This is a genomic window from Marinagarivorans sp., from assembly GCF_982758155.1.
In genome coordinates, this window is record NZ_CEXWTU010000118.1 from 1 (window position 1) to 14,676 (window position 14,676).

The following is a 14,676-nucleotide window of genomic DNA, read 5'->3' on the forward strand; positions in this document are numbered from 1 at the left end:
TGACGCGACCCCTCTCTCTGCGACCTCGGCGGCTGCGGTGGCTGCGGCGGCTGCACTACCTTTGCCTGTGCTGCGCGGAGGGCTCTTCTTTCCGCCAGAACCAGCCCGGCCACCTCTCACACCGGCACCAACACCGGGGTCGGTAAAGCGGGCAGCGGCAATGCGTAGGGCATCGATTGAAATCAACGAGGAAACATCACTGAAGGCTAATAGGTCTGTTTGGAGGTTAGCCGTCACACCGTTAATAACCGAAATCTTGCCTCTATTTTTGTCGAATGCGGCAATATCAATCGATAAATGCGCTAACTCTGCTTCCTGTGCGGTGCGTTCAGCAATGGACACGGTAGCGTCGCTACAGCCATCACAAGCAATAACGACGACGAGTTTATTGGCGGGGTAATCAAGGCATGCCAAGTTGCGAATTTTGTCGGCAATAAAATCTTGTTCGTTGTAAGCCGGAATAACCAATGTGATCGAGGGTAATTCTTCATCCGTTAAGCGAATAGGCTTAGTGATTGAATTGTATTTTTGCAATACTCTTTTTAATAAAAGCGGATAAATAACGTGATGGTAAATAATTAAAATACCGGCGAATATAACACTCAAACTTAGAAAGAGACTCATGAGATTGCACCGCCTTTCAGGTTTAAGCAAAGCTCGGTGTAAGCGTGAGTCATAGTTTGTGCATTAGCGTTTTTACACACAAAGTCTCGTGGTGTTTCGGTATTATTACGTTCGAGTATTCGAACGAGTGTCATCGCTAATGCCACCGGTGCGCCGGGGATAACGAGGGCACCGGTTTTGGGGCATAAACTGTCTTTGCAGGCTCCAATTTTGGGGAGTACTGCCGCCACACCACAGGCTTGGGCTTCAAGGGGCGCAAGAGGCATACCTTCTTTAAATGATGATAAGCAAAAAACATTGAGCGCTTGGTAAAACGTTTTCATGTCATCTACATGCCCTAAAAAATGTACCCGATTACGGATGCCTAAATTAACACTTTGGTTTTTTAACGCTTGGAATTCGCTGCCTGTGCCGGCCAGGGCTAGGTGAATCTCCGGCGGTAAGTAGCGCATAGCATCGAGCAATACGGTTTGGCCTTTTTCGGGTTCCATTCTGCCGGCGCAACCAATAATTTTTGCGTTTAGGGGTAAGCGCAAGTGATTACGCGCATGCTTCATATTTCCCGGTTTAAATGTTTTGGTATCAATACCATTACCAATGACTTTAATATTTTTTAAGCCCATGCTGCTGGCTAGAGCATCGGCCACTGGGCGGCTATCGGCCACAATTTTAGGTCGCAGTAAGAAAACGGCTGTTTTTTCTAAAAAACGGCGCTTGCTGTTTTCGAGGTGCCAGGCATCATGCTCCGTATGAATCCAACGTTTTACGCCGGCTAAACGGGCAGCTGCGCCACCGTAGATTAACGGACCGATATGGTGTGTGTGAATGGCGTTGGCGTTTAGCTGCTTAAAAACTTTAGTCAGGCGGTAGATGGTTGCTAAATGCCAGCCTGGCGGTTTACCTAAAAAAATAAGTTGTTTAGAGAAAGGTTCTAGACGGGGCCACTGAGTAAGCATCGCTTTTTTATTACCTTCGAGGCTAACGATATAAGCCTTTACATTTTGTTCATGTAAACGAAGCATTTCTAACGCCATAACCTCAATGCCACCTGGCGAAAGACGTTGTACTACTTGGACGATGGTTTTCATTATTACTCTCCGATTTTAAGCGATTTTCGCTATAGGCGGGATACGACCAATAACGCTTAAATCACATAGATCTTCTAATTGATGACGATAACGAATCGTCGAGTTAGTCAGTTCTAATACCGTTGCAAGACCAATGCCTAAGGCAAGACCGGCCATCATTCCTATGATGATATAAACAACCGCAGGGAGATTAGAGGGTGCACTGGGAGTGAACGGCCGGTCGATAATTTTAATGCGCTTGCCTTGCTCAAACTGCCCGAGAGAGCCCATAACATCGGCCATTTCATTGCGCTCTAGCAGGTTTTCATACAGTTCTCTTTTGACTCGAAGGTCGCTTTGTAGCTTGTACATTTCGTCGCCGTGAAGGCTAAATTCTTTTAATTTTGATTCAATGTCGTCAATAGTCGCTTGGGTGTATTTAACTTCTTCAATCAGCATTTCCACCTTATTTTTCGCATTTTGCAAATTACTGAATTGCGAAATGAGAAGCGCTTGCTGAGGGTCGTCGGTATTTGGGGTTATGTTAACGGCCATATCCCACAGTTGATTGGTGTCGACGACGTTCTCTGTGCTTTTAATGACACTTTGTCGCTCGGACTCTAAGCGTTCCAAATTGCGAAGCAAGGCTTGAACCTGGCTGTGTTTATCGGTGTAACGTGAGCGCGCTAATGCTAATTCACCACGGATGGAGACAATGTTTTCTTCTATGCGGCCCACGACGGGATTGGTTGCGGATAGCAATTGATTAAAGCTACCGACACTGCGTTGTGATGCCGCCAAGGCGGATTCTTTTTCCGATAGGTGCTGTCTTAATTTATTCAACCGATCGATATTCATGCTGTGTAATTCAGGTAATGCACTGGCATGTTGTGATTTGAATTCGGCTAGGGCTGTTTCAGCTGTATTGAGCTCGATTTGTCGTGTACGCAGGTGCTCTTCTAAAAAACGCGATGAATCCACAATGGAAGAGCGCTCTGGGGCAAGTAGCTGTTCAATAAAATGACGACTCACACTTTCGAGTGTTTGTGCCATTAATGCTTTTTGATGGGATTTAACATCAATTCTAATTAAATCTTTACCGATGATTTGCATGTGTAAACGCGACGATAAATCGGCGATCACTTGGTCGCGTTGTGCATCATCACTGGTGTGGTCGATTAGCTTAAGGTCGGTAGCAACATTACCCAATATATGGCGGCTATGCAGTAGGGTAGTGAGGCCTTCTACCCGTTCTTTTAGCATTGCTGAAACGGCTAAATCTTCCAGAAATGGATTCATTTTGGCGGTTTCTTGTATCAACATACTGGTATGCGAGGTGTAGAGTTTGGTTTGTGTTAATGCCACAGCTGCGCCGAGTATCGGCATGAGTAATACCGGAATTGCAATAACATAGCGCCGACGCCAGCCTGCGCTTAATATTATAAATAATTGAATCGGAAAGTAGTTCATAGCGCGGCCAACCACTGTGAGACTGTTGCTGCTTTTTGTTGCCAGGCTTCTTGCGATACGGTTATTTGGCGATCAATATTTGCATTGAGGTTAGGGGTTAGTTGGCGATTGAGTGCTTGGGTAAATTCATTGGCTTGAGTGGCGATTTCAATATGTTCACTGTAACGGTGTACCGCTGGAAAGTCGGTACTAATCACGGGTGTACCGGTAGCGAGATATTCTTTCAGTTTAAGTGGGTTACACGCCAAAATTTGCGCATTTAATTTAAAGGGCAATAATGAAACCTGCCAATGCTGGCTGTAACTTGCGAGCTGCGTATGCGCTTTTGGGCCTAAAAAATAGCTGTTGGCGTGAGCTTTAAGCCGGCTAAGATCAACGTGTTCCTCGCCAATAAAAACAAAATTCCAATCGGCATTGGCTTGTATTACAGCATCGAGTAAATCTTGGTCCAACCATTCGGACAGGCTGCCGTAAAACCCTGCTGTAGGCTTACCGTTATTTGGCAGGTCTAATGCTTTACTGGTTTTTTGTGTAAATAAATCAAGATCGACCCCGTGGCTGAGGAGTTGTGTTTTATGGCTTGGAAATTTTTCGCACAAAGGCTCGCTGGCCGCAATAACTAATTTCGCTTGCTCAACAAGATCATTTTCGTGGTGGCTTATGGTGTCGTGGTCTACACCGTTTAAACCGGCAAAATCATCACCGCAGTAATAGACGGTAGGCATCGATGGTAGTTGATGTGTGAAATCATCCGCGGTGGGTAATGAGGCCCAAATAGCAGGGTTATTGAGTTCCATTTTTTGAATCATAGGTTTTATTTGACGAAGCAAAGCCTCGCCAGATATTTTTCGCGCTAAAGGCGAGCGTGGCGCTGGAATAGTGAGTGGATTCAATACTCTGAAATTCGGATTAACAGTTGTATCTTGTGGTGTTGTCTTTTTCAATAACGAGCGCGCAAAAGAAAGCCCTTTTTTCGCGGCACGCTGTATGTCGGATGTACTCAAGTGGGGTTGACGTAAGCCAATTGAATTGACCCATAAAATTTTTCGGTCGTGACTTAGGTGGCTCATTAGGTGTTGAGTGCTTGAGGGTAGGCCGCCCCAGTCTTCGCCAAATACAATAAGATCGCGGTGCATGATTTAACCCTCTATTTTACGAATGACGCGCGCGGGATTCCCCGCCGCAATAACACCAGCGGGAAGATCCTTAGTCACAACACTTCCGGTGCCTACGATGGTGCCTTGGCCAATGTGTACACCGGCTAAAACTTTTACCCCTGTGCCCAGCCAAACATCGTCGGCTAACACGATCTCTTGCGCTTGGTTATCGAGTTCGGGTTTATGTGCAGCACGGTCTTGTGCATTAATGGGGTGGCCTGGATAGCCGGCCAAAAAACACTGGCCTGCAATGCGCACGTTATTACCAATAATAATGCGAGTGCCTACGGCTACTGTGCATTGCCATCCAAGGTCAATATTGTTACCGATAATTAATTCTGGTTTAGCGCTAGCACTGCGGCCGGTTAGTGTGGTTTGACCACTAATACGGCAATCTTTACCCACCGATATGTTTAACGGGCCTGCAATCCAGGGCATGCCACCATAAAGATACAAGCCTTTATCGGTAACCGTGCAACGGCTCTTAAATAAAGGCGTCCACCAGAGCACACGTGTTAGTGTTGATAAGCTATTTTGGGTGAACTGCCAAAAGTAATAAATGGGTTTCCATATTAATTTTGGAGCCGGCACTTCGACTTTTTGCATGGCTTTAATGCCGTAGAAAAGTGTCCGTGCTGTAGGGTGCTGGCTCGATTTTATCCATTGGCGCAGCGTTTGATTTGAGGTGAATCGCGATATCAACATGTGTATTACTCCACGGTAACCGACTTGGCGAGGTTGCGAGGTTGGTCCACATCATTACCGCGCAGTAGGGCGCATTGGTATGCGAGTAATTGCAGGGGAATCACATATAGCATGGGTTGTAGCCACTGATGGACATTAGGAAGCGCAAGCCCACCCACAATATATTCGCGACTTTCTTCTAGGCCTTTAGCATCACTGATTAAAATAATGCGGCCACCGCGAGAGGCAACTTCCCGAAGGTTAGATAAGTTTTTGCTGTAGAGCTGATCGGGTGGAATAATCATGATGACAGGCATGTTTTCATCAACGAGGGCGAGTGGCCCGTGTTTTAATTCACCTGCGGCATACGCCTCTGCATGAATGTAACTAATTTCTTTTAATTTTAAAGCGCCTTCTTCAGCTAGGGCGGTGGCAAAGCCTCGGCCTAAAAAGAGTGCACTTTTAGCATCGACAAGGTGGTGGGCAAGGTCGCGAATATCGTCATCGCAGGCCAATACGTTTTTTAATTGTTGATCGAAGGTGTTAAGCGCTTCGAAAATGTCTTGTTCAATCTTGGCCGTTAAACGGTTGTTATCCTTTGCCATTGCAAGGGCTAGCATCAGTAAGCTGGTGATTTGAGCCATAAAGGCCTTAGTTGAGGCAACGCCGATTTCGGGGCCCGCTAATATAGGCAGTACCCAGTCGGCCTCGTGAGCCATGGTGCTATTAATCACATTTACCATGGCAATACAGGTTTGCCCTTGTTGTTTTGCGTATTCCATTGCCGCCAAGGTATCGGCTGTTTCACCAGATTGGGAAATAAATAATGCTGCGCTATTGGCATCCACTGGCGCGTTACGGTAGCGATATTCAGAGGCAATATCGAGATCAACGGGTACACCGGCTATTTGTTCTATCCAATATTTTGCGGTTAAACCTGCAAAGTAAGAGGTGCCGCAGGCAACGATGGTTAAACGTGAAAAATTGCGCAGTGGTGGTGTGATGTTCGGTAGTTGAACGTGTCCCGCGTTACTATCAAAATAGTGTCTCCAGCAGCGCCTAAAAACATCGGGCTGTTCATGAATTTCTTTCAGCATGTAATGTTGGAAGCCTTTTTTACTGGCGGCATTGTTTTGTTGCTCTAGGGTCTGGAATTCCACATTCAACTTAAGACCTTGCGCATCCAGTAATTCTAAATGTGTGGTTTGAATACACGCGATGGCGCCATCATTAAGGTGTAAGACTTGCTGTGCTTGATGGCTTAAAGCATTTTCATCAGAAGATACAAAATAGCCCGTATCGCCTTTGCCAATAATCAATGGGCTGCCTTTTCGCGCGGCAAAAAGGGTATCTGGATGGTCTTTAAAAAGGACCACTAAACCGTAACTTCCTTCAATTTGATCTAAGGCTTTTTGTAAGGCGGCTTTACAACCCATACCTTGTTGATAGAAAAAGGTAATAAGGTGGGCGATACTTTCACTGTCTGTTTCGGATTCGAAAACGTAGCCTTGTGCTTCGAGCTTTGCGCGTAAAGCATTGCAATTTTCAACAATACCATTGTGCGCTACGGCCACATCGTTAGTCATATGCGGGTGTGCGTTGCGCTCGGTAGGAAGCCCGTGAGTCGCCCAGCGCGTGTGAGCAATACCAATAAAACCATCAACGGGTTCTTGCTCGAGTTGTAAGCTAAGGTTTTCAAGCTTCCCTTGCGCACGCTGTCTAACAAGCCCGTTCTGATTAATAACAGCGATTCCCGCTGAGTCGTAACCACGGTAAGACAGAAGGGCAAGGCCAGAGAGTAAACTGGGTGTAACAGGCTGGGTATTGATCGTGGCAAATATTCCGCACATAGCGTTCTCCAAGGGACGTTTAATAGTGTTACTAAACGTATTGCAGTGTGCGTGCCACCCAGGAAATGCTATTAAAAACAGAAGGTTGTAGTTGTTTTAGATGTTGTTCTGCTTATGGTTTTGCAATATGCGAATCTATTTGGGAGCTGCTCGCATTTTGCGTGATGTTTATACTCACCCAATGGCTGAGCGCGACAATTTGACCGGCTAAAAGATAGATGGGCCAAGTGAACCCTTGTGTTAAAAATGTGCCTGCGACAATAGTGCCCGCCAGCCCCGCTAATAGTGCCTCTGCACTACCACGCATCACTTGTGCTTGCAGTGGATTTTGCCAGTGACGGTGCTGAGCAATGGCAGCCTGACTTTTTAAGGTGGAACGTATTAACGTGACTATTAAGGTAATAAAAACCGCTAGCCCTAAAAAACCTGTTTCAGCTAACACGCCAAACCAAGTACTGTGAACGGCGTGATTTAAGCCGTCCCAATGGCTGCTATAAAAATAATAATTGGAATAAAAATTATCGATTCCAACGCCCGTTAAGGGATTATCAACTGCCATTTTTGCGGCTGCTTCCCATGCATATAAACGCCCCTGTGCGGAGGCGTCCATGCCTTCTTCGGCGGCGCCGCCAGACTTTCGATCGCTGACACCGGCAGCAACAAAAAGGATTAAAGCAAAAACACCTCCCACCGAAAACAGCAGCACCTTAGATTGGACGCGGCGATACGCGAAAATGCCACACACCGCCATAATCCCCAACAAGCCGCCTCGGCTTTGTGTGGCCAGTACCGCCATAAATAATAAGGGCACGGCAATAAGCCCAAACAGCCGGTGTATTCGCGGAAGATCCTTACCGAGCAGTAAGCAGATGGCAAACGCCATTGGGTACATCAATACCAAGGCGAGATCGTTTGGGTCGCCCAGCACCGAACCGAATTCGCGGCCTATGGTAACGCGTGAGCCTTCTACCAAGCCCACGCCCGATAGGCTATTGGATATCGCGACCCCAGCCACTAAGGCGCCAAAGGCGACCGTGAGAAACGAAGATTTAGCGAACTCGTGGTGACTGCGCGTGAGCCAAGCAATCGCAAACATCATAATAATAATTTTCCAATACACCGCTTTAAAATAGGTAATGGCTACGCCACGGTTACTGGCCATAATTACGCCTATAAAAACAAGGCCAAAAAATAACACGGCAACCGTAAGTTCTGGACGCCAATACAGAGTGATTTTTTTACTGATAGCAACATGCCAGAACAGTGAGAATAAGGCCGCAAGTGACAGCATTAAGGGAATTTTGAGGGAATATAATTGCGGTAAAACTTCGTGAATACGAAAAAAAGAAAATATGATGAATAGGATAACCATTAGGTACGTATTCCCCAGAACAAAAACAATGGCTATGGGCAACGCACACAGAATAACCAGTAATGCTGGGTGGGGTAGAAGAGGCCATAACCCCCCGAGCAGCAAGCAAACCGCCAACATGACGGCTTTGTGTTTACCACTAACTGGGTTGTTCATTCGGTGTACCTCTTAGATGGCTATATAACCAAAGCCATAGTCGCTGCGAATGTTCACGAAAAAGGGTAATAACAACCAGACTGTATAGGGCTAACCCTGCTACCGCTTGGCCTAAAAGCTGTTGCAAGGATTGAACCGTTTGATGATTTTGCCAATAAACTAAAGCGATAATAAGAGTTAACAGTAGGGCAATACGACCCACCGGTAAATTAAGGTCCACTTTGCGTTGACCAATACAATAAAACAAACCGAGGCGCGTTAATTGAGCAAGGAAAAGCCCAATAAGTATGCCTTGGGCGGCTAGTGGTGATACCAGTATTAACATGCTAACGACACCAACAGCTGTTGCTATTAAGTTTATATAAAGTTGTTGGTGAGTTCGCTCGCCCACAAAGCAACCTATGTTGACGTACTCGGCAAGCTCTTTACAGCAGGCCCAGGCAATACACAGGGGGAGTAGTGTGATGGCAGCGGCATAACTGGTGGGTAAAAAAGAGTGGATAAATAACGCGGCACTAAGACCGACACCCAAAGCAATAAAAAGGCATAGATGTATGCCAACGCTGGCCCACCGGTGGGATTGCGCAAGGCCGTTTGCCCCGTTTAGAATCTCGAAGCGTTTGGGCATAAACCACATGCCAAAAGGTTGTAATGCGAGTGTAACTAAGAGTGCAAATTTTGCGGCGATGGCGTAGTGGGCGAGTGTTTCTAGAGAGGTTTCTTGTGCTAACAGCCAGCGGTCTAGGCCGCTTAGGAAAAAGGCTAACAAACCGCTGCCGACTAAGGGCATACCGTATTTTAAAAAGGGAAGGTAGTCCTGTTTCGCCAAAACAAATGTAAGGCTTTTTGAATTTTGTGCGTAGAGTAATATTGCGGTTAATGTCGCGGCGATAAAGCTGGCTTCAAAAACGCCTGCGATACCACGCCCGGCGTTGAGAAAAAAGATCAGTAATACGGCTTGTAATGCCGCGCGTAAAACAGAAGCAAGACAAAAAGCGATACTACGATTGTTCATGCGAAGCCAGCCTAAGGGCACGCTAATCAGGGTTTCTAAAGCCAGCATCATCCCTATTACACAGAAAACCCAGGGTAACAAAGCGAAATTTGTAATGAGTAAGCTCGTGATAAAGACCACCGAGCCAATCATTAAACATAAACTATAAATGAGTGAGGCGATTTTTTTGCGTTGATCGTAATCTTTTGTTTGGCCGCAAAACCGGTACAGGGCATGTTCTAGCCCAAGGCTAATAACGACACTACCCAAAATGGCATAGGTGGTGAACAGCTCTAATTCACCAAATTGCGCAGGACTTAAAGTGTTGGCCACAAACGGCAGCATGACAAAAGAAATACCGCGCATTGTGAGCACGCTAAGTGCATAGAGCAAGGTGCTGGCTAATGGCGAAGCTAATAATTTAAGCATCTTAGGCACTTTTTGGCAGTGGGTGGATAAGGTTGTGGATACGCTGTGCGATGGCCCGATATTGCGTTGATGCATGGTAGCGCTCGGCAATAATTTGGCCTCTAGCGGCAATTGTTTGTGCATAGGCCATATTGTTAGTTAAATCACGGAGGACTTGAGTCAGATCTTCACTATCATTGGGGCGGTACTTAATACAGTTGATATTGTGCTCTAGCTGTTGATCCCAATAGGCGCCGTCGCTGGGGATAACCACACATAAACCGGCAGCGAGAGCTTCTAAAATAGAAAGCCCAAAAGGTTCGTTCTGGCTAGTAGAGACAAAAATATTACACTCGGCACGCAGTAAATTAAGGTGTGTTGGATTTTCGTAGACCGCTCTGTTTTCGTACGCGGTAGGCAACCTACACATGGCTTGCTGTGTTCCCGTTGGTTGGATGTAACAAATGACGGTTTTTGTTGTGGGTTTTTCACGTCGAAGTGCAATTTCGGCGCTTAAAAATAAATCGAGACCTTTCCATTTAAGTAAGGAGGCGGCCCAGAATATGGATGGGTTTACAAAACGGTTACGACTTTTTGCCGGCCATGCGGCGTCGGGAATACCATTGAGCATAGGCATGAATTTAAATTCACGCGCTGCGTGATCGCCGACAAAAATCGGTTTTACGGTTGCTAATTCACTTTGTAAGCAGGCTACTAACTGTGCTCGAGAAAAGTTTTTGCGAATGGTGCGGGAATTAGCAACAGGCCCATGCACTAATTGAAACGCATCATTGCCGAGAATTTTAGCGCTCCAATAAACCGACAAATCTACGCCTGGCCCCGAAATGCCCACCAATGCCGATGCCTTTTTTCGCAGCCAAAGGCGTAAGATAATTTGTAAACTAAGGAGTGCGTGTTTTAGAAATATGGGATGCCTTGTTCTGCGCTTTCGAGACTTTTAAATTCGTAAAGCGGGTGCGTGATGTAAGGTGTGCTAGCCCAAAATTCGGCATTACGCGTATACACCTCAATTTTCACATCACTGCTTTCGAGTTGTTCAAGCAGCGCCGCGCTGGCCACCTTGGAGCCTCCCCGAAAAGGAATAGGATCGATCACGGCTAGCCATTTAATTTTTGATTTGTTCATTGATTTATTCTTTGAGCTATTCATTACTGCGCCCTCATTCGAGAGAATATTTTGTGTGCAACTGACATCATTACGCGGCATAAAACATGTAACTCAATCCATGCTTGATTATGGAAAACGGTTTTTCGATATTGTGTTATTAGCTGCTCATAGGCATCACAGAGTTTTTGTGCATTGGCGAGGCTATCAAACGAGTGGAGTACCCTTTGATAAAGCGCCTGGGACAGCTGGTTTTGTAGCGCGGTTGATGCGACCAATTGGTTTATTGCTTGAGCGAGTGCTTCTGGGTTATTCGGTGAAACGAGCATACCTGCGCGGCCGTGGTCCAAAACTTCTGGAATACCGCCAACATCGGGAGCAATTACGGGCAGTTGAGCAAGACCGGCTTCAGCCAGAACAAGGCCAAAGGCTTCTTCGCGTGCGCCGGATACAAATGCCGTATGGCCAGCGCGAAGTAATTGATGAACGTCTTGGCGCTCGCCTAAAAAATGAACGCGATCAGACACGTTTAACTGCTGGCTAAGTTGCTGCAATGTGCTTAGCTCGGGACCCCCGCCCACAATAATGAGGTGAACCTGTTTACCGGTGAGTACTTGAGCGTGAATCAGTAAATCGAATCCTTTGCGCTCAATTAATGACCCTACGCTTATAAGTGTGGTTGCGTTTTCGCTGATACCGAGTTTTGTTTTAAGCGTTTTTTCTGTTTCTGTTGCTGTTGTTATTGTTATTGTTGTTGGAGCGATATCTTTATTTAGTTGGATACCATTATGGATAACTTGGGTTTTGCTGCGAGTGTCGGGTTGTGCGAGAAATGGTTCTATTACCGCGCGGCTAACGCCCACCAAAGCATCGGCTTCGTTCAATAGTAAACTGATGCGGTCGCGAAATTGGTAAGGCGAATGCAATTGGCATAATACAGGCACGCCGATTTTTTTCGCCGCGGGGATTACCCATTGATTGGGAGCGCCGTTATTGGTGTGGACAATATTGATTTTATTTTCTGTGATAATACGTGTGGCTTCACGTGTTAATTGGCCATAATTCCAAAGGTCAAATTTAGGGGCTTGCCAGCCCGCCAGTAGTGTAAAACGTGAACGAATCACTTTAACGCCAAGCGGTTCTAGAGCATCGGCTAATGCCTTTGCGTTGCACCAGATTATTGGGGTCCAGTTTTTCTGGGTTAAGCGGCGTACTAGTTCTAACAGGCAAACTTCACTGCCGCGAATCCACTCTTCACCATAATGCACAATCAATATACGTCGATTCTCTACCTGCAAATTTTGGGATGCGTGTTGGTATAGATTAATATATTGAGGCAGTACGGCTTGGGTCGAGTAGTGTTGTTGTACCCGTAGAGTAGCGTTTTGGCGAATGTATTTTAGGGTGGCTGGTTGAGCCTGAGTGGCGACATGCAAGGTGTGATGCAGGCTGTCCATATCGCCTTCATCCATTAAATATCCATTAATGTCATGTGTGATGAGTTTACTCATATCGCCCACGGCAAAGCTAATAACGATAATACCCCGAGCCATGGCTTCAAGGGCAACTAGTGGAAGACCTTCGTAGCGAGAACAAATAATTAAAAAGCCAATGTCTTGCCAATGGTCTTCCATATTCACCCGGCCGTGAAACTGACAATTGCGAGTGGCTTGCTGTTCAAGGGGAGCCCGAAGGGGGCCATCGCCATAAACGCTAAAGGCTAAATGCGTATGCTTTTTGGCGAGCGCGATAAATCGATCGGGGCCTTTTTCTTCCGAGAGCCGGCCTACAAAAGCAATTTTTTGTCCTTGGCTAATCGAGAGCTTCTGGGTATTAACAAAATTGTTGAATACCGTACTTTTCACCGGTAAACGGGCACTAATCGCATCGCTTACGGCGAGATTCGCGGTATTTAAAAAAGCCGTTTGGCGATCTATGGCGGCGTAGACCGCGAGTTTACCGGTGCAGGTTTCACCGGCATGGTGCGTGTGTATGCTGGGTATCTTGAGCAAGCTACAGGCTAATCGCCCCAATATACCGGCCTTGTAACCGTGGCTATGGAGCAAAGCGGGCCGTGTTTTAGTTAGCAGTGCTAAGAGGCTAATGCCCCCCCAGCGCAGAAAAATAACAGGGATGCTTTGCTCTTTAAGCGCGTTAACGAGCGGGTGTGGGCCATAGTCCTTAAAGAACACGACTTTTACCTGTAGCCCATTAGCCGCTAAACCAGAGGCGAGCTGTAAAAGGTGAGTCTCAATCCCTCCGAAGGTAGAGCTGTCGACAAACAATAATATATCGCGAGATGGTTTCATAATGGGCTCTGGATTGGTTTGTTACTGATGAAAGTGCAAGACCAGTGCCGGCGATTGTTTTTTGTGTAAGTTGTTGTTTTTTATGATTATATTTTATTTCTATTAGGTGCTGATTTTTCTGTTTGCAAATTGCGTATGGTCTATTCGCATAATGCAAACTGAAATGAAAATTGTGCCTTTATCTGCACGGCCCATGGTGTTTATTGAGGCGTTGCGGTGTACCGCCTCTCCCCTTAAATCTCACAGGTTACTAGTGATAGTATTGTGTGCTTGTTATTATGTTTTTTTAACAGCAGTCCGAATGACATTAAGTACGCTGTTGGTAAAGTAAATCTATCTCTGGACTGAATCATGAAGAAAACAGAATTAATCACTCCTTTTGGAGCGAAGGCAACGATTTACCATCAGGGTGCGCATATCACCTCGTGGATACCGAGTGAAGCATTGGGCGAGCAGATGTTTGTCGCGCAGCAAAGCGAATTTTCGGCAGGCAAGGTCATTCGCGGTGGAGTGCCGGTATGTTTCCCGCAATTTGCAGCGTTTGGCCCAGGCGCTAAACATGGTTTTGCGCGCAACATGGACTGGCAGGTAAAGATCATCAGCGATGACCATACGCGAGTGGTTTTTAGTTTGGTTGATAATGCGCAAACGCGTGATCTGTGGCCACATGAGTTCGAGTTATTACTGACGGTTACGCTGGAGCCCTCTAAATTAGTTATGGCATTAACGGTCAATAATACGGGAGACAGCGCCTTCGATTTTAGCGGCGCTTTGCATACGTATTTTGCTGTGTCGCAATACACGAATGTGCAGGTGAGTGATTTTAGTGGCATCACTTACTGGGATAACGGTACTGACTTAAGTGTTAGGGAAAAAGCCAAAGACGGTGTGCTATCGCTGGATGGTGCTTTGGATCGCGTTTATTTTGATGCTCCGAATACCTTGATACTCGATGATGGCACCTTAATAAAAGAAATCTCTAAGCAAGGTTTTACCGACGTTGTTGTTTGGAATCCTGGCCCAGAAGGCGCTAAGGGTTTAAAAGATATGGGCGATGACGAATTTCATTCTATGTTGTGCATAGAAGCGGCAATTGTCGATAAGCCTATTCAGCTGGCTGCGGGTGAATTTTGGTCCGGCATTCAAGCGGTTGAAGTCAGCGAGAAAAAATAAACGTGCGATTAAATATTGGCGCCCTGTATTCTTTTTTAAGTTTTTGGCTTGGTAACTCCTGCCGTACATGAATTAGGGGCGGGGCAATTCATAAGCCCCTAAATCCTTTAGGGGCGAGGCTTTGCGAATCCTTATCGTACTGACCAGGGGTTAACAGAGTGCCTGTCCCCAGAAATGCGCTATTTTACGTGTCGTTGCGTCCGTGTAGTACGCGAATAATTTCTACGGTATCTTCTGGCAAGAGTAGAGTGACTGTCCCTGTAGGTTGGGGTCAGGGAGGGTCGAAA

Annotated in this window: 12 protein-coding genes; 1 reads left to right on the top strand and 11 read right to left on the bottom strand. The window is 46.3% G+C overall.

The genetic code is table 11. From position 1 onward, the window contains the following. From AC3A8L_RS12905 to AC3A8L_RS12955, 11 genes are all read right to left on the bottom strand, one after another. A partial coding sequence (locus tag AC3A8L_RS12905) for a glycosyltransferase (protein ID WP_487962676.1) occupies positions 1 to 624 on the bottom strand: 624 nt, incomplete at its 3' end. Continuing rightward, positions 621 to 1,712, bottom strand: a complete 1,092-nt coding sequence (locus AC3A8L_RS12910) for a glycosyltransferase (protein ID WP_487962677.1) — start codon at positions 1,710 to 1,712, stop codon at positions 621 to 623. The genes AC3A8L_RS12910 and AC3A8L_RS12905, both read right to left, overlap by 4 nt. Positions 1,713 to 1,727: 15 nt before the next feature. Beyond that, the gene (locus AC3A8L_RS12915) at positions 1,728 to 3,161 is read right to left on the bottom strand and encodes a GumC family protein (protein WP_487962678.1); all 1,434 of its coding nucleotides are present in this window, start codon (positions 3,159 to 3,161) and stop codon (positions 1,728 to 1,730) included. Then, the gene (locus AC3A8L_RS12920) at positions 3,158 to 4,297 is read right to left on the bottom strand and encodes a glycosyltransferase (RefSeq protein WP_487962679.1); all 1,140 of its coding nucleotides are present in this window, start codon (positions 4,295 to 4,297) and stop codon (positions 3,158 to 3,160) included. The genes AC3A8L_RS12915 and AC3A8L_RS12920 overlap by 4 nt, the downstream gene beginning before the upstream one ends. Positions 4,298 to 4,300: 3 nt before the next feature. Further along, positions 4,301 to 5,023 carry an acyltransferase gene (locus tag AC3A8L_RS12925; protein WP_487962680.1) on the bottom strand — a complete coding sequence of 241 codons (723 nt, stop codon included), beginning with the start codon at positions 5,021 to 5,023 and terminating at the stop codon, positions 4,301 to 4,303. Positions 5,024 to 5,028: 5 nt separating this feature from the next. Then, positions 5,029 to 6,852 (bottom strand): glutamine--fructose-6-phosphate transaminase (isomerizing), encoded by a 1,824-nt coding sequence (glmS, locus tag AC3A8L_RS12930; protein WP_487962681.1) that lies wholly within the window; start codon positions 6,850 to 6,852, stop codon positions 5,029 to 5,031. Positions 6,853 to 6,964: 112 nt separating this feature from the next. After that, positions 6,965 to 8,380 carry an O-antigen ligase family protein gene (locus AC3A8L_RS12935; RefSeq protein ID WP_487962682.1) on the bottom strand — a complete coding sequence of 472 codons (1,416 nt, stop codon included), beginning with the start codon at positions 8,378 to 8,380 and terminating at the stop codon, positions 6,965 to 6,967. Then, the gene (locus tag AC3A8L_RS12940; RefSeq protein ID WP_487962683.1) at positions 8,364 to 9,803 is read right to left on the bottom strand and encodes a lipopolysaccharide biosynthesis protein; all 1,440 of its coding nucleotides are present in this window, start codon (positions 9,801 to 9,803) and stop codon (positions 8,364 to 8,366) included. The genes AC3A8L_RS12935 and AC3A8L_RS12940 overlap by 17 nt, the downstream gene beginning before the upstream one ends. Position 9,804: 1 nt before the next feature. Beyond that, complete coding sequence (locus tag AC3A8L_RS12945) at positions 9,805 to 10,608, bottom strand: glycosyltransferase family 4 protein (protein WP_487962684.1); 804 nt, start codon at positions 10,606 to 10,608, stop codon at positions 9,805 to 9,807. 92 nt (positions 10,609 to 10,700) lie between these two features. After that, the gene (locus tag AC3A8L_RS12950; protein ID WP_487962685.1) at positions 10,701 to 10,928 is read right to left on the bottom strand and encodes a hypothetical protein; all 228 of its coding nucleotides are present in this window, start codon (positions 10,926 to 10,928) and stop codon (positions 10,701 to 10,703) included. A gap of 23 nt (positions 10,929 to 10,951) precedes the next feature. Beyond that, the gene (locus AC3A8L_RS12955) at positions 10,952 to 13,216 is read right to left on the bottom strand and encodes a glycosyltransferase family 4 protein (RefSeq protein ID WP_487962686.1); all 2,265 of its coding nucleotides are present in this window, start codon (positions 13,214 to 13,216) and stop codon (positions 10,952 to 10,954) included. Between the two features lie 351 nt (positions 13,217 to 13,567). Here AC3A8L_RS12955 and AC3A8L_RS12960 point away from each other — a divergent pair, with 351 nt between their 5' ends. Further along, positions 13,568 to 14,389 carry a D-hexose-6-phosphate mutarotase gene (locus AC3A8L_RS12960; RefSeq protein ID WP_487962687.1) on the top strand — a complete coding sequence of 274 codons (822 nt, stop codon included), beginning with the start codon at positions 13,568 to 13,570 and terminating at the stop codon, positions 14,387 to 14,389. Positions 14,390 to 14,676 lie beyond the last annotated feature (287 nt).